We start from the raw sequence: 22,089 nt of genomic DNA on the forward strand, positions 1-22,089 counted from the left end.
CGCTCAGGCCGCGTCGCGCACCGCGCGCGTCAGGGAATCGGCGTGCAGCTGCTCGAGCCGGATAACCGGCGCGCCGAGTTGGCCGGCCAGTTGCCCGGCCAGGCCCAGCCGCACAAAAGACGTCTCGCAGTCGACCACCACCGCGGCGACGCCCTCGGCGGCCAGCCGTGCGGCCGCGATTCGGGTGCGGCCCAACGGGTCCGGCCCGGCCGTGGCCCGGCCGTCGGTCAACACCACCACCAGGGGTCGCCGCGCCCGGTCGCGGGCCTTCTCGCGCACGATGAGCTCCCGCGCGGCCAGCAGGCCCTCGGCCAGCGGGGTCTTGCCGCCGGTGTCGAACCGGGCCAGTCGCCGCCCGGCGATGTGTGCCGAAGACGTCGGTGGCAACAACAGCCGCGCCCCGGACTGGCGGAACGTGATCACGGCGACCTTGTCGCGACGCTGATAGGCGTCGCGCAGCAGCGACAGAGTGGCGCCGCCGACCGCGGCCATGCGGTCGCGGGCGGCCATCGAACCCGACGCGTCCACCACGAAGATCACCAGGTTGCCCTCGCGGCCCTCGCGCACGGCGCGCCGCACATCGTCGGGCCGCGGCCGCAACGGGCCGGCGCCGGCGCGTCCGGCGGCCGACAGCAGCGTGGCGAAAAGGTGCAGGCCGTGTCCGCCGCAGCTGGCGTCGTCCGCGTCGGCGGCGGCGATGACGGTGCCGCTGGAGTTGCGGGCCCGGGACCGCCGCCCGGGTGCGCCCTCCCCGACACCGGGAACCCGCAGCGCGCGGGTGCGAAACGTCGCCGATGGCGGCGCGCTGGGCCTGGTCGTCGGCGCCTGCGGCTTGCCTTTTTGCGCTGGGTTCTGTTGCGGCGCATCATGTTCGGCCTCGGTGGATGCACCGCCGCCGGGCGGGTCGGGGTCGGGGTCGGGGTCGGCACCGGCACGCGCCAGGGCCTCGTCCAGCTGGTCGCGATCGATGCCCGGATCGTCGAACGGGTCGCGGCGGCGGCGATGCGGCAATGCCAGTTCGGCGGCCACCCGGATGTCCTCTTCCCCGACGGTGTCCGCGCCGCGCCACGCGGCATGCGCGACGGCGGTGCGGGCCACCACCAGGTCGGCGCGCATCCCGTCGACGTCGAACGCCGCGCACAAGGCGGCAATGCGCCGTAATTCGTTGTCGGGCAACACCACATCGTCGACGAGGGCACGCGCGGCGGCGATGCGCCGGGCCAGCTCGGCGTCGGCGTCGGCGTAGCGCTCGGCGAAACCCTCCGGGTCGGCCTCATACGCCATCCGCTGCCGGATGACCTGCACCCGCACGTCGACGTCGCGGGAGGCGTGCACGTCGACGGTGAGCCCGAACCGGTCCAGCAGCTGCGGACGCAGTTCGCCCTCCTCGGGATTCATCGTGCCGATCAACACGAAGCGGGCCTCGTGCGAGTGCGAGATGCCGTCGCGTTCGATGTGCACCCGGCCCATCGCCGCGGCGTCGAGCAGAACGTCGACGAGGTGGTCGTGCAGCAGGTTGACCTCGTCGACGTAGAGCACCCCGCCGTGCGCGCGGGCCAGCAGGCCCGGCGAGAACGCGTGCTCCCCGTCGCGCAGCACCCGCTGCAGGTCCAGCGAGCCGATCACCCGGTCTTCGGTTGCCCCGAGCGGCATTTCGACCAGGCCGGCGTCGCTGCCGGTGGCCTCGGACAGCAATGCCGCGAGGCCGCGCACGGCCGTCGACTTGGCGGTGCCCTTCTCGCCACGGATCAGCGCGCCGCCGATCTCGGGGCGCACGGCGCACAGCAACAGGGCCAGGCGCAGCTGATCGTGGCCGACGATCGCGCTGAACGGGTAGGGCTTCACGGCGTGACCGCCAATCCGGAACCGGGCCGCAACATGGGCACGTGCGGAACGCCGTCGTCGAGGAAATCGTCGCCGTCACGCACGAATCCGTGCTGGGCGTACATCTCCGCCAGATACGTCTGCGCATTGATCCGGCACGGGTAATCACCCACCTCGGCCAGCGCCGCGCGCAGCAGCCGGGTGGTGTGGCCCTGACCGCGCGCGGCGCGTTTGGTGCACAGCCGCCCGATCCGGAACGCCTTCTCGCCCCCGGCGTGTTCCTCCATCAGCCGCAGCGTGGAGATCACCTCGCCCCCAGTCGTTTCCAGCCAGAAGTGCCGTGTTTCGGCCAGCAGGTCGCGCCCGTCCAGTTCCGGATACGGGATCGCCTGTTCGACGACGAACACCTCCACCCTCAGCTTGAGCAGCTCGTAGAGTGTTTGAGCGTCAAGGTCTTTGGCCCAAATACGTCGCAGTGCTTCTGTCACTGGCGCCGCTCCTCCTCATCGCTTCGTCCCCCGCAAGCGGGCGGTCCCCCCGCATCGCTCAACCCCAAAACCTTCGTTCCCCAGGAAAAGACTTCGTCGTAGAGCGCCGGCTCGTCCGACAGCGTCGCCCCCAGCGACGGGACCATCTCTTTGAGCGCGGGCAGCCACGACGGAAATCGGTTGGCGAAGCAGCGTTCCAGCACCCCGAGCATGATCGGCACCGCGGTCGACGCCCCGGGAGAACCGCCGAGCAGACCCGCGATGCTTCCGTCGGCGGCGCCCACCACCGTGGTGTCGAAATCGAGCACCCCACCCTTGCGCCTGTCCCGCCGGATCACCTGTACCCGCTGGCCGGCCACCGTCGGCTCCCAATCCGAACCCGTTGCGCGGGGCGCGAATTCGCGCAGCATGCGCAGCCGATCCGGCGTCGACAACCGCAGCTGGCCGAGCAAATACCTGAGCAGCGCCAGCTGCGTGATGCCGACACCGACCAGGGAGGCCAGGTTGTCCGGCTTCACCGAGCGGGCCAGATCGGTGAAGTGGCCGTGTTTCAAGAACTTCGGCGACCAGCCGGCATACGGGCCGAACACCAGCCACGGTTTGCCGTTGACATAACGCAGATCCAGATGCAGCGCACCCAGGGGCGGGGCGCCGGGCGCGGGTGCGCCGTAGACCTTGGCGCGGTGCGCGGCGGTCAGCGCCGGGTTGCCCGCGCGCAGGAACCGGCCACCGATCGGGAATCCCGCGTAGCCCTTCACCTCGTCGATGCCGGACTTCTGCAACAGCGGCAGTGCGTCACCGCCGGCCCCGACGAAGACGAATTTGGCGTTCAGCCGGCGCTTTTCGCCGGTGCGCCGGTTGCGGACCAGCAGCGTCCAGGTGCCGTCGGACTGGCGGGACAGGTTGCGGACCTCGTGACCGAACAGGGCGGTCGCGCCGCCGCGCACGCAAAACCCGACGAGTTGTCGTGTCAGGGCCCCGAAGTCGACGTCGGTGCCGTGGGCGGCCCAGTTGAGCGCCGTCGGTTCGGAGAAGTCGCGCCCGGCGGCCATGAAAGGCAACCGGCGGGCGAACTCGGCCGCGTCCTCGATCAATTCGATGCCGGCGAACAGTGGGTTGGCCGCCAGCGCCCGTTGCCGTCGCCGTAGATAGTCGACGCGCGCAGCCCCGCGCACGAAGCTCGCGTGCGGGACGGCGGTGACGAATCCGCGATCGGTCAGGATGCCGTTCTCGACGGCGTAGGCCCAGAACTGGCGGGTCACCTGGAACTGCTCGTTGATGCGCACCGCTTTGCTGATGTCGATCGAGCCGTCGGCGCGTTGCGGTGTGTAGTTCAGCTCGCACAGCGCCGAATGCCCGGTGCCGGCGTTGTTCCAGGGGCTGCTGCTCTCGGCGGCCACGGCGTCCAGACGCTCGACGAAGGTCATCGACCAGTCCGGCTGCAGCCGGCGCAGCAACGCCGCCAGCGTCGCGCTCATGATGCCCGCGCCCACCAACACGACGTCCGTCCGTGTGGTTGTGGCTAGCGATGACACCGGCGTGCTGGTCCTTCCCTCGACTGGGCCGATCCTCAGGTTATCCCGACGCAAAGTGGCCGCGAACGACGTGCGGCGCCCGGCCGCCAGCAAAAGCTCTAAGCTGGCTTGGTGAAAGGCGGGGTGACTGGCAGGGCGACCGGCGACGCGACCGACTGGGTGCCCGATGTCCTTCCCGGTTACTGGCAGCGCAGCCTCGCCCTTGGCCCCGATCCGGCCGGCGAGGGCGACATCGTCGCGACCCTGATCCGGCGCGGACCCGAGCCCCGGCAGTCCGGCGGCGAGACGGGGCAGGCGGTGCTCGCGGTGCACGGCTACACCGACTACTTCTTCCACACCGAACTTGCCGATCATTTCGCCGCCCGTGGCTTCACGTTCTACGCACTGGACCTGCACAAGTGCGGGCGGTCGCGGCGCGACGGCCAGACGCCGCACTTCATCACCGACCTCACCAACTACGAGACCGAACTCGATCGGGCGCTGTCCGCGGTCGCGGCACACGGCCGGGTGCTGGTGTACGCGCATTCCGCGGGCGGGCTGATCGCGTCGCTGTGGCTGGACCGGCTGCGCCGGCGAAACCCGGCCGCCCACGGGGCCGTTCGCGGCTTGGTGCTCAACAGCCCGTTCTTGGAGCTGCCCGGGCCGCCCATTCTGCGGCACTCCGTGACGGTGGCGCTGATCGCGGGCCTGTCCCGGGTGCGATCCAAGGGGGTGGCCCGGGCACCGGGCGAGGGTGGTTACGGCACCACCTTGCACCGCGACTACGGCGGGGAATTCGACTACGACCTGCAGTGGAAACCGGTCGGCGGCTTCCCCATCACCTTCGGCTGGCTGCACGCCATCCGCCGCGGCCAGGCCCGGCTGCATCGCGGCCTGGACGTCGGCGTGCCGAACCTGATCCTGCGCTCGGATCACAGCGTGCGCGAGAGCACCGATTCGGCGGCCATGCAGCGCGGCGACGCGGTCCTCGACGTCACCCAGATCGCCCGCTGGGCCGGCTGTGTCGGCAACCGCACCACCGTCGTCCCGGTGCCCGACGCCAAACACGACGTGTTCTTGTCCCTGCAGGGCCCGCGCGAAGTCGCCTATCGGGAACTGGACCTCTGGCTCGAGGGCTACCTGCGCACCGACAACGACGCCTCGGCATCGTTGCGAAAGGGGTGACGGCTTGGAGACTTACGACATCGCGATCATCGGAACCGGTTCGGGCAACAGCATTCTCGATGACCGATTCGCCGACCAGCGGGTGGCGATCTGCGAAGAGGGCACCTTCGGTGGCACCTGCCTGAACGTCGGGTGCATCCCGACGAAGATGTTCGTCTACGCCGCCGAGGTCGCCCAGACGATCCGGGACGCGGCGCGCTTCGGCATCGACGCACGCATCGACCGGGTGCGCTGGGACGACATCGTCTCGCGGGTCTTCGGGCGCATCGACCCGATCGGGGTCAGCGGTGAGGATTACCGGTGCGCCTCACCCAACATCGACGTCTACAAGCAGCACACCCGATTCGGTGCGGTGCAGCCGGACGGACGCTACCTGTTGCGCACCGATGCCGGCGACGAATTCGCGGCCGACCAGGTGGTGATCGCGGCCGGGGCACGGGCCGTGGTCCCCCCGGCGATCCTCGAGTGCGGCGCCCGCTACCACACCAGCGACACGATCATGCGACTCTCCGAGCTGCCAGAGCATCTGGTGATCGTCGGGGGCGGTTTCGTGGCAGCCGAATTCGCCCACATCTTCTCCTCGCTCGGCTCGCGGGTCACCCTGGTGGTCCGCGGCTCCGCCTTGCTGCGGCATTGCGACGACGTCGTGTGCAAACGCTTCACCCGCATCGCGTCGAGCAAATGGGAGCTACACACCCACCGCAACGTCGTGGGCGCCGAGAACCGGGGCTCGGGCGTCGCGGTGGAACTCGACGACGGTCACACCGTGCACGCCGACGCGCTGCTGGTGGCGACCGGGCGGGTGTCCAACGCCGACCAACTCGACCTCGAGCAGGCCGGCGTCGCCGTCGAGGACGGTTTGGTGGCCGTCGACTGCTACCAGCGCACCACGGCGCGCGGGGTTTTCGCCCTCGGCGACGTGTCCTCGCCGTATCAGCTCAAGCACGTCGCCAACCACGAGGCGCGCGTCGTACAGCACAACCTGCTCTGCGACTGGGACGACACCGACGCGATGGCCCTCACGGACCACCGTTACGTGCCGTCGGCGGTGTTCACCGATCCGCAGATCGCCTACGTCGGGTTGACCGAAAACGAAGCCATCGCACAGGGTTTCAAGATCTCGACCAAGATTCAGGACTACGCCGACGTCGCCTACGGCTGGGCGTCGGAGGACACCACCGGGATCGTCAAGCTCATCGCCGAGCGCGGCACCGGGCGGCTGCTGGGCGCGCACATCATGGGCACGCAGGCATCGTCGATCATCCAGCCGCTGGTCCAGGCGATGAGCTTCGGCCTCACCGCACCGGAGATGGCCCGCGGGCAGTACTGGATCCACCCGGCGCTGCCCGAGGTGGTGGAGAACGCGCTACTGGGTCTGCGCTGACCTCAGCGTCGACGCGGCCGCGGGTCGGCCTGGTCGTCCTGACACTGCGGGCACAGGCCGTGCAGCGTCAGCCCCGCCGCGTCCGACAGCGCGAAGGAACTGCCCTCCATCGCGTGCTCGAGGGCCGAACTCAGCTGGCGGGCGGGCACCTCGATGATGGTGCCGCAGTGGGTACAAACCGCGTGATGGTGCGGCGCGGTGGCCAGCCCGTAGGTCGTCACACCGCCGTCGAGCGCCAACGCGTGCAGCACCCCCTGCTCCACCAGAGTGGTCACCGTGCGGTAGACGGTCGCCACGTCGGGCGCGTGGGTGCCCGGCGGCAGGCACTCACGCATCCGCCGGTGGATCTCGGCGACCGGCAGGTGCCCGTTGACGGGTTCCAGCACCGCCAGGACCTGGATCCGCGAGGCCATCCGCCGCAGCCCCCGGGCGCGCAGGAAATCGCCGATCCTCTCGGTGACCGACGCATCCAGTACCGACGGCGTGGACGCCACGGGTTCAGTGTCGCGCCGACGCGGCGGAATCGCCAGTCCCCGGCGCGATCGAGGCCTCGCGAATTCCTGCGACTCACTTGCATCTGGCGACGCGTGGTACTTACAGTCGTGCCGGTGGTTCTCAGTCCCCTACCGCAAGGACGCGCCGGAAGGACCCCCGTGGCGAGCACCGAGATCGACTGGCAGCCGTCACGGGCGAGCAGGCTTCTCGGCGCCCTGACGCGGGCGGAGTGGTGGCGCCTGGCGGCGATGCTGGCGGTGATCGTCGCGCTGCACCTGCTCGGTTGGCTCACCATGGTCCTCCTGGTGGCGCCCGCCCAATACAGCTTGGGCGGCAAGGCATTTGGCGTCGGCATCGGATTGACGGCCTACACCCTGGGCATGCGGCACGCGTTCGACGCCGACCATATCGCCGCCATCGACAACACCACCCGCAAGCTGATGAACTCCGGCCAGCGCCCGCTGGCGGTGGGCTTCTTCTTCTCCCTGGGCCACTCCACCGTGGTGTTCGGGCTGGCTCTGCTGCTGGCGTGCGGGGTGAAGACGGTCGTCGGCCCGGTCGAGGACGACTCCTCGGCGCTGCACCACTACACCGGCCTCATCGGCACCAGCGTCTCCGGACTGTTCCTCTACGCCATCGCCCTGCTCAACCTCGTCGTCCTGGTCGGGATCCTGCGGGTGTCCACCCGACTGCGCCGGGGCGAATACGATCCCGACACCGACGCCGCCGAACTGGAGCGGCAACTGGGCAACCGTGGACTGATGAACCGGTTGCTCGGCCGCTTCACCGCGTCGATCACCAAGTCCTGGCACTGTTATCCCGTCGGGCTGTTGTTCGGGCTCGGTTTCGACACCGCCACCGAGATCGCGCTTCTGGTGCTGGCCGGCACCAGCGCCGCGGCCGGGCTGCCCTGGTACGCCGTCATGTGCCTGCCGGTCCTGTTCACCGCGGGCATGTGCCTGCTGGACACCATCGACGGCTCGTTCATGAATTTCGCCTACGGCTGGGCCTTTTCCAACCCGGTGCGCAAGATCTACTACAACATCACGATCACCGCGCTGTCGGTGGCCGTGGCGCTGCTGATCGGCAGCGTCGAACTGCTGGTCCTGTTCGCCGACCAGTTCGGTTGGCGGGGCGCGTTCTGGAGCTGGATCGGCGGGCTGGACCTCAACGCGATCGGCTACGCCGTCGTCGCCATGTTCGTCGCCACCTGGGCGGTGGCCCTCCTCGTGTGGCGCTACGGGCGCATCGAAGAGAAGTGGACCTCGTGAGTCGACCAAGAGCCTGACCGCCAAGCGCCGTTCGGGTGTAGAACAGTGCTCATGGGCTCGTTGGCCTGCGCCCGGCTCGGATCGCCGGTGACCGGCGATGCATGAGCTGTCGCTGTGCGAAGCGATCGCCGGTGTGGTCAGGCAGCACGCCGACGGCCGGCACGTCGAGGTGGTCCGGGTCCGCGTCGGTGCGCTGCGCCAGGTGGTGCCCGAGTCGCTGTCCTTCTGCTGGACCTTGGTCCGCGACGCCGAGGACATGCCCGACGCCGAACTGGAACTCGAATGCGTCAGCGCCGAAGTCCGGTGCCGCGCCTGCGGCGGGCGATCCGAGATCACCTCCCCATGGTCGATCTGGTGCCCGCGCTGCGACAGCTCCGATGTCGAGGTGCTGCGCGGCAACGAGTTCTTGGTGACCTCACTGGATGTGTCATGAACGGCCGCATCGTGAAAGGCGTTGACGATGGGTAGATTTCATCGGCACGACGACGGGACCGTGCACAGTCACTCCCACGATGACCTTCCCCACGACCACGATCGCGGCGACCACAGCCGCTATCGGACCGGCGGCCAGCGCGTCGAGGTGCTGGAGGCGATCTTCGCCGAGAACGACGCGCTCGCCGACGCCAACCGGGCGGCGTTCGAGAGCAACGGGGTACGCACCCTCAACCTGATGAGCTCGCCGGGCTCGGGCAAGACCACCATCCTGCAGGCGACGCTCGACGAGCTCGCCGGCGACCTGGCCATCGGGGTGATCGAGGGTGATATCGCCACCGACCTGGACGCGGCCAAGCTCAGCGGTCGCGGCGCCCAGGTGTCACTGCTCAATACCAGCAACGGATTTGGCGGCGAGTGCCACCTCGACGCGCCCATGGTCAACCGGGCACTGCCCGGCCTCGACCTGGCCGCGCTGGACCTGGTGGTCATCGAGAACGTCGGCAATCTGGTCTGCCCGGCGGAATTCGACGTCGGCGAGCATGCCAAGGCCATGGTCTATTCGGTGACCGAAGGCGAGGACAAGCCGCTGAAGTATCCGGTGATGTTCCGGTCGGTCGACGTGGTGCTGCTGAACAAGATCGACCTGGTGCCCCACCTGGACGTGGACGTCGACACCTACATCGCCCACGTTCGCAAAGTCAATGCGACAGCGACGATTCTGCCCGTCAGTGCCCGCACCGGCGATGGCATGGCCGCCTGGTTCGGCTGGCTGCGCCGTTTCGCCACCGAGGGGGCCTGAACGGCCCGCACTCCTGCGAAACATTCGCAGGACGATCGGCCCGCTTTGGTTCACCCGTTGGGGCGGGTCAGCCAAGCGCGACAAGGCTTTTCGGTGGTGTGCAACACGTGCCTACTAATCGGTAATGTGGAACCGTTGACAACGCACGATAGCGGGAGTAGACCCAAAAAATAGCGCTGCGCAAGTGGGCCGACGGTCGACTCCGGCGGCGCCAGGAGCCCCCAGCCCGGCTCCGGAAAGCTGCAGCATGCCAACGGAAGCAGCAGTCAAGGCAGAACAAGCATTGATCCATGTTCTCTGGATCAACGCGGGCCTCAGTTGTGATGGCGATTCGGTGGCACTGACTGCTGCCACCCAGCCCAGCGTCGAAGAGATCGCCTTGGGGGCGTTGCCCGGACTCCCCCAGGTGGCCGTGCACTGGCCGTTGATCGACTTCGAATGCGGACCCAACGGAGGCGCGGACGACTTCCTGGAGTGGTTCTTCAAAGCCGACCGCGGCGAGCTGGAACCCTTCGTGCTCGTGGTCGAGGGTTCCATCCCGAACGAGAAGATCAAGGACGAGGGCTACTGGTGCGGCTTCGGCAACGACCCGGCCACCGGACAGCCGATGACCACCAGTGAGTGGCTCGACCGGTTGGCGCCCAAGGCCACCGCCATCGTGGCGGTGGGAACCTGCGCCACCTACGGGGGTATCCACGCGATGGCCGGCAACCCGACGGGGGCGATGGGCGTGCCGGACTACCTGGGCTGGGACTGGAAGAGCAAGGCGGGCATTCCGATCGTGTGCGTGCCGGGCTGCCCGATCCACCCGGACAACCTGTCGGAGACGCTGACCTACCTGCTGTACATGGCGACCGGTCAGGCACCGATGATCCCCCTCGACGACGCGCTGCGGCCGCAGTGGCTGTTCGGCAAGACGGTGCACGAGGGCTGTGACCGGGCCGGCTACTACGAGCAGGGTGACTTCGCCACCGAGTACGGGTCGCCGAAATGCATTGTGAAGCTTGGTTGTTGGGGGCCCGTGGTCAAGTGCAACGTGCCCAAGCGCGGATGGATCAACGGCGTCGGGGGGTGCCCCAATGTCGGCGGGATCTGCATCGGCTGCACGATGCCGGGATTCCCGGACAAGTTCATGCCGTTCATGGACGAGCCGCCGGGCGGCAAGATCTCGAGCACCGCGTCGGGGTTGTACGGAGCCGTGATTCGCAGTTTGAGGGGTATCACGGAACGCACCGTCGACAAAGAGCCGCGGTGGCGCCACAACGGCGACCAACTCACCACTGGAGCGCGCCGCACCTGGTAGGTCACCTACCGGGTCGGTGCGCTCCTTTCTCACATTCGTAGCCGAAGAGCCGTCGCCGCATCAGCCAACGCGGAAACAGCCACAGCGGGAAGAAGTAACGCGATGACAACCATCAGCCCTGAAGCCACCTCAGCCAAGCGGGAACCTGGCCAACTGGTCGACATGGCCTGGGATCCCATCACCAGGATCGTGGGCAGCCTGGGCATCTACACCAAGATCGACTTCGAGAACAAGGAGGTCGTCGAGTGCCACAGCACCTCGTCGATCTTCCGCGGCTACTCGATCTTCATGAAGGGCAAGGATCCTCGCGACGCCCACTTCATCACCAGCCGCATCTGCGGCATCTGCGGTGACAACCACGCCACCTGTTCGTGCTACACCCAGAACATGGCCTATGGCGTCAAGCCGCCGCACCTGGGTGAGTGGATCGTCAACCTCGGTGAGGCCGCGGAATACATGTTCGACCACAACATCTTTCAGGAGAACCTGGTCGGCGTGGACTTCTGCGAGAAGATGGTCTCCGAGACCAACCCGAGCATGCTGTCGCTGGCCGAGAAGACGCCGGCCCCGCACGCGGACGCCCACGGCTACAAGACGATCGCCGACATCATGCGCTCGCTCAACCCGTTCAGCGGGGAGTTCTACCGCGAGGCCCTGGTGGTGAGCCGCTGGACGCGAGAGATGTTCTGCCTCATGGAAGGCCGCCACGTGCACCCGTCGACGCTCTACCCGGGCGGGGTGGGCACCGTGGCGACCGTCCAGCTGATGACCGACTACATGACGCGCCTGATGCGCTACGTCGAGTTCATGAAGAAGGTCGTGCCCATGCACGACGACCTGTTCGACTTCTTCTACGAGGCGCTGCCCGGTTATGAGAACGTCGGGCTGCGCCGCACCCTGCTGGGCTGCTGGGGCTCCTTCCAGGACCCGGAAGTGTGCAACTTCGAGTACAAGGACATGGAGCGCTGGGGCAACGCCATGTTCGTCACCCCGGGCGTGGTGGTCGACGGCAAGCTTGTCACCCACTCCCTGGTGGACATCAACCTGGGCATCCGAATCCTTTTGGGCAGTTCGTATTACGACGACTGGACCGACCAGGAGATGTTCGTCAAGACCGATCCGCTGGGCAACGCGGTGGACCGGCGCCACCCGTGGAACCAGCACACCAACCCGCACCCGCAGAAGCGGGACATCGAAGGTGGCAAGTACAGCTGGGTGATGTCGCCCCGCTGGTTCGACGGCAAGGATCACCTGGCGCTGGATACCGGCGGCGGCCCGCTGGCCCGGCTGTGGTCGACCGCGCTGGCCGGCCTGGTCGACATCGGTTACGTCAAGGCGACCGGCAACAGCGTCAAGATCAACCTGCCCAAGACGGCGCTGAAGGGGCCCGTCGAATTGGAGTGGACGATCCCGAAGTACGGCAGCAACACGCTCGAACGCGACCGGGCGCGCACGTACTTCCAGGCCTACGCGGCGGCCTGCGCTCTGCACTTCGCCGAGAAGGCGCTCGAGGAGATCCGGGCCGGGCGCACCAAGACGTGGGAGAAATTCGAGGTGCCCGACGAGGCCATCGGATGCGGGTTCACCGAGGCGGTGCGCGGCGTGCTCAGCCACCACATGGTGATCCGGGACGGCAAGATCGCCAACTATCACCCGTACCCGCCCACCCCGTGGAATGCCAACCCCCGCGACAGCTTCGGCACGCCGGGTCCGTACGAGGACGCGGTGCAGGGGCAGCCGATCTTCGAGGAGAACGGCCGCGACAACTTCAAGGGGATCGACGTCATGCGCACGGTGCGCAGCTTCGATCCGTGCCTGCCCTGTGGTGTGCACATGTACCTGGGAAAGGGCAAGTCCCTGGACAGACTGCACACGCCCACCCAGTCACCCGTCGAGCCGTGACGATCGCAAGCGCGGCGAAGCCGGGCGCAGCGGGTCGACACCAGTAACGGAGTAAGACATGGCGGATCGCCCGAACCCCGATAACGACACGCAGTGGCGCGCGGCGGGCGATCGGATCCAGACGCTGCTGGATTCCTGCGCGGCGGGCGGGACCGCCGCGTATGACCGCGCGCAACAACTGGTCCGCGAAGTCGTCGGGCTCTACGGCGCCGGGCTGGAGCGCATCATGCGGATGGCCGGCCAGCCCGGGCCCGACGGGGGGCTGGCCGAGCGGCTGGCCACCGACGACCTGGTGGCCAGCCTGCTCCTGGTGCACGGGCTGCATCCGCACGACGTGCGCCGCAGGGTCGCCGACGCCCTGGATCGGGTGCGGCCCTACCTCGGCTCGCATGGCGGAGACGTCGACCTGCTCGAGGTCGCCGGCGACACCGTGCGGCTGGCGTTCACCGGCAGCTGCAAGAGTTGCCCGTCGTCGGCGGTGACGCTGGAACTGGCGGTGCAGGACGCGGTGCGCGCGGCGGCACCGGAGATCTCCTCGATCGAGGTGGTGACGGCCGAGGCGACGACCGTTCCGGCGAGCGTCATTCCGGCGGAATCGCTACTGGCGCATGTGCATTCGAATGGCCACGGGTCGACCGCCTGGCATTCGGCGCCCGAGCTGGCCGAGTTGACACCAGGCGAGGTCGCGGGATTCGTGATCGGCGGGGTGACGGTGCTGGCCTGCCGGGTCGGCGACCAGACCTTCGCCTACCGGGATCACTGCCCGGTGTGTGACGACTCACTGGCGGGTTCGCGCCTGCACGACCGGCTGCTGCGCTGTGCGGGCTGCGGAACGGATTTCGACGTCATCCACGCGGGCGCCGCGGTCACCGGTGGCGCGGCCGGTCATCTCGAGCCGATTCCGCTGCTGACCCACGACGGCGTGGCGTCGGTGGCGTTGCGGGCCGACGCGATGGGGGCGCCGGCATGACCGCCGGCGACGATGCAGAACGACGTGATGCTGAGGAGCGGCGCATATGACCGGCCCGTTCGACGTCCTGGCCCGTATCAGGAGCGACCGGCGCGCGCCCGAGCCCGCGGGCGAGCGCTGCGAGATGTGCGCGGAGCCGATCGCCGACGAACATCAGCACGTGGTCAACGTGGCCGGCCGCCAACTCATGTGCGTCTGCCGCGCCTGCTACCTGCTCTTCACCGACTCGGCGGCCGACCTGCGGTACCGCGCGGTGCCGGACCGGTATTTGTCGTTTCCCGATTTCGCGCTGGATCGCCTGGTGTGGGAGGCACTGCAGATCCCGGTCGGGGTCGCCTTCTTCTTCACCAACTCCGCCCTGGGCCACACCGTGGCCTTCTACCCCGGACCGGCCGGGGCATGCGAATCCGAGCTGGACATGCAGGTCTGGGAGACCATCCGCGACGCCGACCCGCGGGTGAACCTGCTCGCCGACGACGTGGAGGCGCTGCTGGTCCGGGTCGCCGACAACACCCAGGACGGCGAATTGCCACAACCGGAAACGTATTTGGTGCCGATCGACGCCTGCTACGAATTCGTCGGACGACTGCGCATGGTGTGGCGCGGCTTCGACGGGGGCCAGCAGGCCCGCGAATTCATCGACGGTTTCTTCGACCGCCTGGCCGCCCGCGCCGCAAAGACACCGCAATGAACGTCAGCTTTGAAGTGCTGGACGTGGCGGCCGAACCCTATACGGTCAGCCCGGTTTTGACCGCCCGTGTCGCCGTCACCGCCGACGGCGATGACCCGGTGCACGCCATCGCCCTGCGCTGCCAGGTCCGCATCGAGCCGCTGCGCCGTTCCTACACCGATGACGAAGCGGCCGGCCTGATGGACCTGTTCGGCGGCCGCGAGCGCTGGGCCAGCACCCAGCGCACCTTCCTGTGGCAGCACTGCACCGCCATGGTGCCGGGGTTCACCGGCCACACCACCACGACGCTGTCGCTGGAGTGCACCTACGACTTCGAGGTGGCCGCCGCCAAATATCTGCACGCGCTGCGCGACGGCGCGGTACCGCTGCAGTTTCTGTTTAGCGGAACGGTTTTCGTCAACTCCGAGCGCGGGTTCTCGGTGCAGCAGGTGTCCTGGGACTGCGAGGACGACTACGCCATGCCCGTCACCGTCTGGCGCGACCTGATCGCACAGCACTATCCGAACAGCGGATGGATCCGGCTGAGCCACGACACCATCGGCGAACTGGCCCGCTACAAGTCGGCGCGCGGGATGCTCGACCTCGACCACGCGGTCACCTCACTGCTGGATGCCACCGAGCGCGAGGTGACGCGATGACCTCGAGCTGGGATCGGGCCCGTGCCGTCGCCGACGCGGTGCTCTACGAGGGCTACCTGCTCTACCCGTACCGCGGGACGTCGAGCAAGAACCAATCACGTTGGCAGTTCGGGGTTGTGGGGCCGACCGGTGCGGCCGAGGCCGGTCTGGGCGAGGACGACACCCTGTCCGCGCAGTTCCTGGTCGACGACGCCCGGGCGCTGACGCTGGTGCTGCGTTTCCTGCAGTTGCAGCACCGGCGGGCCGAACGGGCCACCGGTGATGGCGATTTCGAACACGTCGACGAACTGAGGACCGCGACCGCGTCGTGGCTGACCTGGGACGAAGCCGTGGAGTGCGAGATCTCCTTCGGACCCCTCGCGTTCGGTGATCAACCCTGGTCGCTGCCGGTGACGGTCCGCGCGGCAACCGACCTCGAAGCCGTGGACGGCGGCCGGCTGGTCCGCGAACGACACGAGATTGCGGGCTTACTGACCGTCACCGCCGAGCCCGACGGCGACCTGCGGCGAGTATCGGTACGGATCACCAACACCGGTGCACCCGCACACGACAAGGCCGACGCCATCGAGCGATCCATGATCGGAACACACCTCATCGCCGAAGTGGTTGGCGGCCGGTTCATCTCGCTGCTCGAGGCGCCGCAGGCCGCGACCGATGCGGCGGCCCGGTGCGCCCAGCATCGCTGCTTCCCCGTGCTGGCCGGGCCGCCGGGCACCGACGACATTCTGCTGATCTCGCCGATCATCCTCTACGACCACCCCGAAGTCGCCGAACAAAGCGACACCGCGCTGTACGACTGCACCGAGATCGACGAGATCCTCACCCTGCGCGTCATGACCATGACCGACGACGAGAAGGCACAGGCCCGGGCCACCGACCCGCGGGCGGCGCGGATCATCGACGAATGCGACGCCATGTCGCCCGAGGCCATGGCCCGGCTGCACGGCGTGCTGCGCGACCCGCACGCGCCCGATGTCTGCGCCGCCCTGGTGCCCGAGGTTCCCGACGGGGTGGATTGGTGGGACCCGTTGGCCGACAACGCCGTCCGTCCCGAGGTCGACGCGGTGCTGGTAAACGGGATCCGGGTGGCGCGGGGCAGCAGGGTCCGGCTGCGGCCGCGGCGCAACGCCGACGCTCAGGACATCTTCGTCGCCGGCAAGACCGCCCGCGTCACCTCGGTGCATTCCGACGTCGAGGGCAACAAGCACGTCGGCGTCGTCGTCGACGAGGACCCGGCCGCCGACCTGCACGACTGGTACGGCCGTTACCTGTACTTCTCCCCGGACGAAGTCGAACCGCTGCAATCGCAGCACAGTACAAACCCCTGAAAGGAGTTCGCCATGGAAGTCCTCGGTTGGATCTTCATCGCCCTCGTCGCGCTGGTGGTCACGATCGCATTGGCGCTCGGCGCGATATCGGTACCGGATGCCCGCCGCTATCTGAAGTTGAGGCGGATGTAGCCGACGCGGGAGCCACCATGACTGCGCGCATCCTGGTAGCCGGGATCGGCAACATCTTCCTCAGCGACGACGGCTTCGGTTCCGAAGTGGTCCGCAACGCCGCGCTGCCCCAGGACGATCCGACGGTTCAGGTCATCGACTACGGCATCCGTGGCATGCACCTGGCCTATGACCTGCTCGAGGAGTGGGACACGCTGGTGCTCGTCGACGCCGTGCCCAGCCAGGGCCATCCCGGCACATTGCACGTCTTCCAGGCCGACCACGACCAGCCGTCGCAGACCAGCGGCCTGGACGGTCACAGCATGGACCCGGCCGCCGTCTTCGCCAGCCTGCGGGCACTCGGCGGACACCCGCCCTACACGGTGGTCGTCGGGTGCGAGGCCGGCAGCGTCCAGGAGGGCATCGGCCTGACCGAACCGGTCGCCCAGGCCGTCCCCCGGGCGGCAAGGGCGGTCGAAGAGATCGTCGCCGCGTTGCAGCCGTCCTTGTCGGCCGAAAAGGGGTGCTGAGCCATGTGTTTGGGGATACCGGGCCAGGTCGTCGGGATGCTGGACGGTTTCGAGGGGCAGCTCGCACTGGTCGACGTCGCCGGCGAACAGCGCAAGGTCAACGTCGGCATGCTGCCGGACGAGACGTTCGCTCCCGGTGACTGGGTGATCATCCACATGGGCTTCGTCGTCGAGAAGACCGATCGGGCCGGCGCCGACCAGGCCATGGCCGGGCTGGAGCTGATGGGCCGCGGTCGCGGCGATCCCGAAGGGCGGTGGACATGACCGACATGGCGCAAGCCCCCCTGCTGATGCGGCCCGCCGAGACCCAGGTGCGCCAGCGCGTCACGGTGACCGGCGTGGTTCAAGGGGTGGGCTTTCGCCCGTTCGTGCATCGGATCGCGACCGAACTTGGTCTGGCCGGGTTCGTCGGCAACGACTCGGGTGCGGTCTTTCTCGAGGTGCAGGGGCGGCCCGCCCGGGTCGCGGAGTTTGGGCGCCGGCTCCGCGCGCAGGCGCCACCCCTGGCGCGGATCACCGCGGTCCGCGTCGCGGACGTCGCGGCCGACCCCGCCTGCCCCACCGAATTCCGGATCGTGTCAAGCCAATCGGCGCCCGGCACCACCACCCCGATCCCGCCCGACATCGCGGTGTGCGACGACTGCCTCGCCGAACTGTTCGACCCGCACGACCGGCGTTACCGGCACCCGTTCGTGACCTGTACCAACTGCGGTCCGCGGTTCACCATCATCAGGGGACTGCCGTACGACCGGCCCGCCACCACCATGTCGGCATTCGCGATGTGTGCGCGCTGCGCCGCCGAATACCACGATCAGGCGGATCGCCGGTTCCACGCGCAGCCGATCGCCTGCCCGGACTGCGGGCCGACGCTGTGGTTCACCTCGCCGGCCGGGCGGGTGAGCGGCTCGGATGCGGCACTGAGCGCCGCCCAGCTCGCGCTGGCCTCCGGCGCGGTGGTGGCCATCAAGGGCATCGGCGGCTACCACCTGGCCTGCACCGTCGACGACGCCACGGCCGTCGCCGCGTTGCGGACCCGAAAAGCCCGCGGCGCCAAGCCCTTTGCCGTGCTGGTCCGCGATCTCGACGTGGCCCGCCGCTACGCCCACGTAAACGACACCGAGGCCGCGGTGCTGTCCGGCCCGGCCCGCCCGATCGTGCTGCTGCGGCGGCGGCCGCTCGCGGCGGTCGCCGAGGGTGTCGCGCCCGGCAGCCCGCTGTTGGGGCTGATGCTGCCCTACTCCCCCATCCATCACCTGCTACTGTCGGCGGCGCCGGGCAACGCCGGACCGGCGCCCGAGGCCCTGGTGCTGACCAGCGCCAACCGCTCCGATGAACCCATCTGCTTCACCGATGACGATGCGGCGCAACGGCTTCCCGCCTTGTGCGACGCGGTCCTCGACCACGACCGGCCCATCCATGTGCCGTGCGACGACTCGGTGGTGCGCGTCGTCCACGACGAGACGGGACCCCACGATCTGCCCATCCGCCGGTCCCGGGGCTATGCGCCGCTGCCGATCGACCTGCGCCTCGAGGGGCCCGCCGTGCTGGCCGTGGGCGGCGAACTGAAGAACACCTGCTGCCTCACCGACGGGGGTCGGGCGTACCTGTCCGGCCACCTCGGCGACATGGCCACCTGGGCGACACTGCGCGCTTTCGAGCGCGCGGTGACCCAACTCAGCGAAATCCGCGGCCGGCCGGCGCGATTGGCCGCCGACCTGCATCCCGGCTACCACACCCGCGCCTGGGCCGAGCGCCACGCGGGCGAGCGCCCGCTGGACCTGGTGCAGCACCACCACGCCCACGTGGTCTCACTGCTGGCCGAACACGGGCGCCTCGGCGAACCCATCATCGGGGTCTCCTTCGACGGCACCGGCTACGGCACCGACGACACGATCTGGGGCGGAGAGATTCTGGCCCTCGGAACGCGAAGCCACTGTTTCGTGCGGGCCGGGCACCTGTTAGCGGTGCCGCTGCCCGGCGGCGACGCCGCGGTGCGCAACCCATGGCGGATGGCGCTGTCGCAACTGTGGATGGCCGACATCGACTGGACGCCCGACCTGGCGCCGGTGGCCGCGGCGAGCGCCGACGAACTGCGCCTCATCCGTTCGCAATTGGAGACCGGGACGGGTTGTGTGCCATGTTCGAGCATGGGCCGGCTGTTCGACGCCGTCGCCTCCCTGCTCGGCGTGCGGCAGCGCATCGACTATGAAGGGCAAGCCGCGATCGAACTCGAGGCGCTGGCGCAGTCGGCCGGTGTGGCACGCCCGCAACCCTCCCTGCCGCTGGCGGTGCGCCCCGACCGGGTGATCGACCCCGCCCCGATGGTGCAGGCCATGGTCGCCGCGCTGTACGCCGGGACACCGCCGGCGGCGCTGGCGGCGGCGTTTCACCATGCCGTCGCCGACGCCGTCGCCGAGGTGGTCGGCCGGGTGCCGGGCGGCACCGCGCTGGTGGGTCTCACCGGCGGGGTCTTCCAGAACGTGCTGCTGCTGCGGTCATGCCGTACCCGGCTGCAGCACAAGGGGTTTGAAGTGCTCACCCACCACGTCGTGCCGCCGAACGACGGCGGGCTGGCCCTGGGCCAGGCCGCGGTGTCGGCGCTGATCGCGCAAGAGGAGGAGTCGACGCGATGATCACCACAGCGATCGATCGCGGCCTGAGTGCCGAACTGGCCGAAGACCTCGCCGCCACCGCACTGACGCTGGCCAAGCGATTCGCCGCCGGCGCCACCATGTGGTCCATCGCCCCGTCGTGGGAGCCCCACGCGCTGCACATCGCGGTCGAATTCGTGCATCCGGTGATCATGGGTAAGCGGGCGCTGCCGGCGGTCGCGCTGACCGGCCCGGATCTGGTGGATCTGGTACGGGTCTCGGTGCGGCCCGGCGACATCGTAGTCGCGATCGCGGGTGCGGACAACGCGCAAGTGCGGTCGGTGATGCGCCGCGGCCCGGCCTGGGGGGCCACCACGATCTGGATCGGCAGCGGCGACCCGCCCGCGGCCGCGATGGCCGATCACGTGCTCTGGCTTGACGATCCCGACCCACGCGTGCCCGCCACCGGCGGCTTCGTGCTGTTCTACCACCTGCTGTGGGAGCTGACCCACGTATGTTTCGAGCATTCCGGGTTGCTCAAACCCACGCGGTGCGAGGACGACGAGGCGTGCGTGACGTGTAGCGACGAAGGCCGCCTGGGTGAGGTGGTGAGCGCTGCGGTCGGTGACCAGGCGCGGGTGCGCACGGCGCGGGGAATCGAGGACGTGATCACCACACTCGTCGACCCGGTCGCGCCCGGCGAGCTGGTGCTGGTGCACGCCGGCATGGCGATCAGCCGCGTCTGTGACGAAGATGCCGGCGCAGCCGGGATCGGAGGAGCAGCGCCATCGGTCCCCGTCTGTGACGAAGAGCAGGAAGGTGTTTCATGAGTCCCGCCGACGAACCCACCAACTTCCTGTACCCGTTCATCGACGCCGAGGAAGACGATCCCTGCGCCCTGCTCGCCGACCTGGCCGCGTCCGCCCACGCCAAAGCGGCCGAAAGCCTGGCGCTGCGGCGTTCCACCCTCGAGGCCAACGCCGACCTGCTGGCGGCGGCCGCCGCCGAGTTGGCCCGCCGATTCGCCGCTGGCGGAAGGATGTTCACCTTCGGCAACGGCGGCAGCTGCACCGACTGCACCACGCTGGCGAGATTGTTCGCCCGGCCGCCGCTGGGCAAGCCGCTGCCGGCGTGGTCGCTGACCGCCGATCAGGCGATCCTGACCGCACTGGGCAACGACGTCGGGTTCGAGCTGGTGTTCGCCCGGCAGCTGATCGCCCGCGCGCGCGACGGCGACATCGCGATCGCGATGTCGACCAGCGGCAACTCACCCAACCTGCTCACCGCGCTGGCCGAGGCGCACAAGCGCGGGCTCTACACCATCGGCTTCGCCGGCTACGACGGCGGCGCCTTCGTGAACAACCCGAACGTGGACGCCTGCATCGTCGTTCGCTCGCAGAGCGTGCACCGGATTCAGGAATCGCAGGCGCTGGTCGGCTACCAGTTGTGGCTGGCCGTCCACGAAAGCCTGGGCGGCGACCAAGCTTTGGGGGCCGCATGACGAACAAACAGGCCAGCGACTACCTGTCCTCGGGGCCGCGGTTCGGCGAAGGCGACGTGATCGAGCGGATCGAGTCGTTCCGCCGGCGCCGGCCCCGACTGCTCGACGATCACGTGACCCTGGCACACGGCGCGGGCGGCAAGGCATCGGCGGCTCTGGTGGACGCCGTGTTCTTGGAGGCGTTCCGCAATCCGCTGCTCGAGTCGCTCGGTGACGGCGCCGTCCTGGCGTTGCCCGGCGGCGAGCGGGTGGCGATGTCGACGGATTCGTTTGTGGTGCAACCCCGCCGGTTTCCCGGCGGGTCGCTCGGCACCCTCGCCATCCACGGCACCTGTAACGACTTGGCGGTGGCCGGTGCCGTGCCGTCCTGGATCTCGGCGGCGTTCGTGCTCGAAGAGGGCTTCGGGATCGCCGAATTGAAGGAGATCGTCGCCGACATGGCCGCGGCGGCCGCGGCCGCCGGTGTGCAGGTGGTCACCGGCGACACCAAGGTGGTGCCCCGGGGCGCGGCCGACGGATTGTTCATCAGCACCACCGGAATCGGCGTCATCCCCGCGGGCCGCGCGCTGTCGGCGCAGTCGGTGCGCGCCGGAGACAAGGTGCTGTTGTCGGGGTCGATGGGCGACCACGGCATGGCGGTGATGCTGGCCAGGGGCGATCTGGCCATCGAGGCCGACATCGCCTCCGACACCGCGTGCCTCAGCCCGTTGGTGGAGCTGTTGATGGCGGCCGCCCCGTCCACCCGATGGATGCGTGACGCGACGCGCGGCGGCGTCGGCACCGTGTGCAACGAGCTGGCCCAGGCCTGCGGCCTCGGGGTGCTGCTCGACGAGGAGCGACTCCCGGTGGCGCCCATGGTCACCGGCGCCTGTGAGTTGCTCGGCATCGATCCGCTCTATGTCGCCAACGAGGGCAAGTTCGTCGCCGTCGTCGCACCGCAGGAGGCGCAGGCCGGACTGGACGCGATGCGCTCGCATCCGTTGGGCGCCGATGCGGCCGTGGTGGGCGAAATCGTCACCGAGCCCGCCGAAAGCGTGGTGCTGCGTACGGGATTCGGCGGCACCCGGATCGTCGACATGCTGGTCGGCGACCCGCTGCCCCGGATCTGTTGATAGATGAGGAGATACAC

The 22,089-nt window shown here is 69.0% G+C and carries 21 protein-coding genes and 1 pseudogene; 18 read left to right on the forward strand and 4 right to left on the reverse strand.

Annotation, left to right across the window (positions count from 1 at the left end):
- Positions 1-3 precede the first annotated feature (3 nt).
- From AC5Y5B_RS10255 to mqo, 3 genes are read right to left on the reverse strand one after another with little or no spacing between them, the layout of a single operon-like run.
- Positions 4-1,845 (reverse strand): magnesium chelatase subunit D family protein, encoded by a 1,842-nt coding sequence (locus AC5Y5B_RS10255; RefSeq protein WP_500005292.1) that lies wholly within the window; start codon positions 1,843-1,845, stop codon positions 4-6.
- Positions 1,842-2,312, reverse strand: a complete 471-nt coding sequence (locus AC5Y5B_RS10260; RefSeq protein ID WP_112632938.1) for a GNAT family N-acetyltransferase — start codon at positions 2,310-2,312, stop codon at positions 1,842-1,844. Before AC5Y5B_RS10260 ends, AC5Y5B_RS10255 begins: the two co-directional genes overlap by 4 nt.
- Entirely contained in the window at positions 2,309-3,847 is a 1,539-nt protein-coding gene (gene mqo / locus AC5Y5B_RS10265) for a malate dehydrogenase (quinone) (protein WP_500005293.1), read from the reverse strand. The genes AC5Y5B_RS10260 and mqo overlap by 4 nt, the downstream gene beginning before the upstream one ends.
- A gap of 159 nt (positions 3,848-4,006) precedes the next feature.
- Between mqo and AC5Y5B_RS10270 the strand changes: the two genes are divergently transcribed.
- The gene (locus AC5Y5B_RS10270; RefSeq protein WP_500005389.1) at positions 4,007-5,011 is read left to right on the forward strand and encodes an alpha/beta hydrolase; all 1,005 of its coding nucleotides are present in this window, start codon (positions 4,007-4,009) and stop codon (positions 5,009-5,011) included.
- A gap of 4 nt (positions 5,012-5,015) precedes the next feature.
- Complete coding sequence (gene mtr / locus AC5Y5B_RS10275; protein WP_500005294.1) at positions 5,016-6,395, forward strand: mycothione reductase; 1,380 nt, start codon at positions 5,016-5,018, stop codon at positions 6,393-6,395.
- 2 nt (positions 6,396-6,397) lie between these two features.
- Here mtr and AC5Y5B_RS10280 read toward each other — a convergent pair whose 3' ends face one another.
- Positions 6,398-6,889: a Fur family transcriptional regulator gene (locus AC5Y5B_RS10280; protein WP_500005295.1), complete on the reverse strand. Its 492-nt coding sequence runs from the start codon at positions 6,887-6,889 to the stop codon at positions 6,398-6,400.
- A gap of 159 nt (positions 6,890-7,048) precedes the next feature.
- Between AC5Y5B_RS10280 and nicT the strand changes: the two genes are divergently transcribed.
- The 16 genes and pseudogenes from nicT to hypE all read left to right on the forward strand — a co-directional run bounded on the left by nicT (position 7,049) and on the right by hypE (position 22,072).
- Positions 7,049-8,161, forward strand: coding sequence for a Nickel transporter NicT (gene nicT / locus AC5Y5B_RS10285; RefSeq protein ID WP_112632942.1), 1,113 nt, complete (start codon positions 7,049-7,051; stop codon positions 8,159-8,161).
- A gap of 97 nt (positions 8,162-8,258) precedes the next feature.
- On the forward strand, positions 8,259-8,594 hold the full coding sequence (locus AC5Y5B_RS10290) for a hydrogenase maturation nickel metallochaperone HypA (RefSeq protein ID WP_112632943.1): 336 nt from the start codon (positions 8,259-8,261) through the stop codon (positions 8,592-8,594).
- Positions 8,595-8,621: 27 nt separating this feature from the next.
- Positions 8,622-9,395 (forward strand): hydrogenase nickel incorporation protein HypB, encoded by a 774-nt coding sequence (gene hypB / locus AC5Y5B_RS10295; protein ID WP_500005296.1) that lies wholly within the window; start codon positions 8,622-8,624, stop codon positions 9,393-9,395.
- A gap of 247 nt (positions 9,396-9,642) precedes the next feature.
- Positions 9,643-10,698: an NADH-quinone oxidoreductase subunit B family protein gene (locus AC5Y5B_RS10300; protein ID WP_500005297.1), complete on the forward strand. Its 1,056-nt coding sequence runs from the start codon at positions 9,643-9,645 to the stop codon at positions 10,696-10,698.
- 102 nt (positions 10,699-10,800) lie between these two features.
- A complete protein-coding gene (locus AC5Y5B_RS10305; protein WP_112632945.1) occupies positions 10,801-12,600 on the forward strand; it encodes a nickel-dependent hydrogenase large subunit in 1,800 nt (599 codons plus the stop codon).
- A gap of 58 nt (positions 12,601-12,658) precedes the next feature.
- On the forward strand, positions 12,659-13,570 hold the full coding sequence (locus AC5Y5B_RS10310; RefSeq protein ID WP_500005298.1) for a NifU family protein: 912 nt from the start codon (positions 12,659-12,661) through the stop codon (positions 13,568-13,570).
- Between the two features lie 46 nt (positions 13,571-13,616).
- Positions 13,617-14,261: a DUF5947 family protein gene (locus AC5Y5B_RS10315; RefSeq protein WP_500005299.1), complete on the forward strand. Its 645-nt coding sequence runs from the start codon at positions 13,617-13,619 to the stop codon at positions 14,259-14,261.
- Positions 14,258-14,899: a DUF6084 family protein gene (locus AC5Y5B_RS10320; RefSeq protein WP_500005300.1), complete on the forward strand. Its 642-nt coding sequence runs from the start codon at positions 14,258-14,260 to the stop codon at positions 14,897-14,899. Before AC5Y5B_RS10315 ends, AC5Y5B_RS10320 begins: the two co-directional genes overlap by 4 nt.
- Positions 14,896-16,249 (forward strand): annotated as a pseudogene (locus tag AC5Y5B_RS10325) (hypothetical protein); the annotation flags it as partial. The gene AC5Y5B_RS10320 and the pseudogene AC5Y5B_RS10325, both read left to right, overlap by 4 nt.
- Positions 16,240-16,359, forward strand: coding sequence for a DUF6893 family small protein (locus AC5Y5B_RS10330; RefSeq protein ID WP_430918788.1), 120 nt, complete (start codon positions 16,240-16,242; stop codon positions 16,357-16,359). The pseudogene AC5Y5B_RS10325 and the gene AC5Y5B_RS10330, both read left to right, overlap by 10 nt.
- A gap of 17 nt (positions 16,360-16,376) precedes the next feature.
- A complete protein-coding gene (locus AC5Y5B_RS10335; RefSeq protein ID WP_500005301.1) occupies positions 16,377-16,868 on the forward strand; it encodes a hydrogenase maturation protease in 492 nt (163 codons plus the stop codon).
- Positions 16,869-16,871: 3 nt separating this feature from the next.
- Positions 16,872-17,132: a HypC/HybG/HupF family hydrogenase formation chaperone gene (locus tag AC5Y5B_RS10340; RefSeq protein ID WP_500005302.1), complete on the forward strand. Its 261-nt coding sequence runs from the start codon at positions 16,872-16,874 to the stop codon at positions 17,130-17,132.
- 5 nt (positions 17,133-17,137) lie between these two features.
- Entirely contained in the window at positions 17,138-19,501 is a 2,364-nt protein-coding gene (hypF, locus tag AC5Y5B_RS10345) for a carbamoyltransferase HypF (RefSeq protein WP_500005390.1), read from the forward strand.
- Positions 19,498-20,289, forward strand: a complete 792-nt coding sequence (locus AC5Y5B_RS10350) for a HypC/HybG/HupF family hydrogenase formation chaperone (RefSeq protein ID WP_240631735.1) — start codon at positions 19,498-19,500, stop codon at positions 20,287-20,289. The genes hypF and AC5Y5B_RS10350 overlap by 4 nt, the downstream gene beginning before the upstream one ends.
- Positions 20,286-20,960, forward strand: coding sequence for a D-sedoheptulose-7-phosphate isomerase (locus tag AC5Y5B_RS10355; protein WP_500005303.1), 675 nt, complete (start codon positions 20,286-20,288; stop codon positions 20,958-20,960). The genes AC5Y5B_RS10350 and AC5Y5B_RS10355 overlap by 4 nt, the downstream gene beginning before the upstream one ends.
- Positions 20,957-22,072, forward strand: a complete 1,116-nt coding sequence (gene hypE / locus AC5Y5B_RS10360; RefSeq protein ID WP_500005304.1) for a hydrogenase expression/formation protein HypE — start codon at positions 20,957-20,959, stop codon at positions 22,070-22,072. Before AC5Y5B_RS10355 ends, hypE begins: the two co-directional genes overlap by 4 nt.
- Positions 22,073-22,089 lie beyond the last annotated feature (17 nt).

The sequence above is a fragment of the Mycobacterium sp. NGS33 genome (assembly GCF_059812885.1).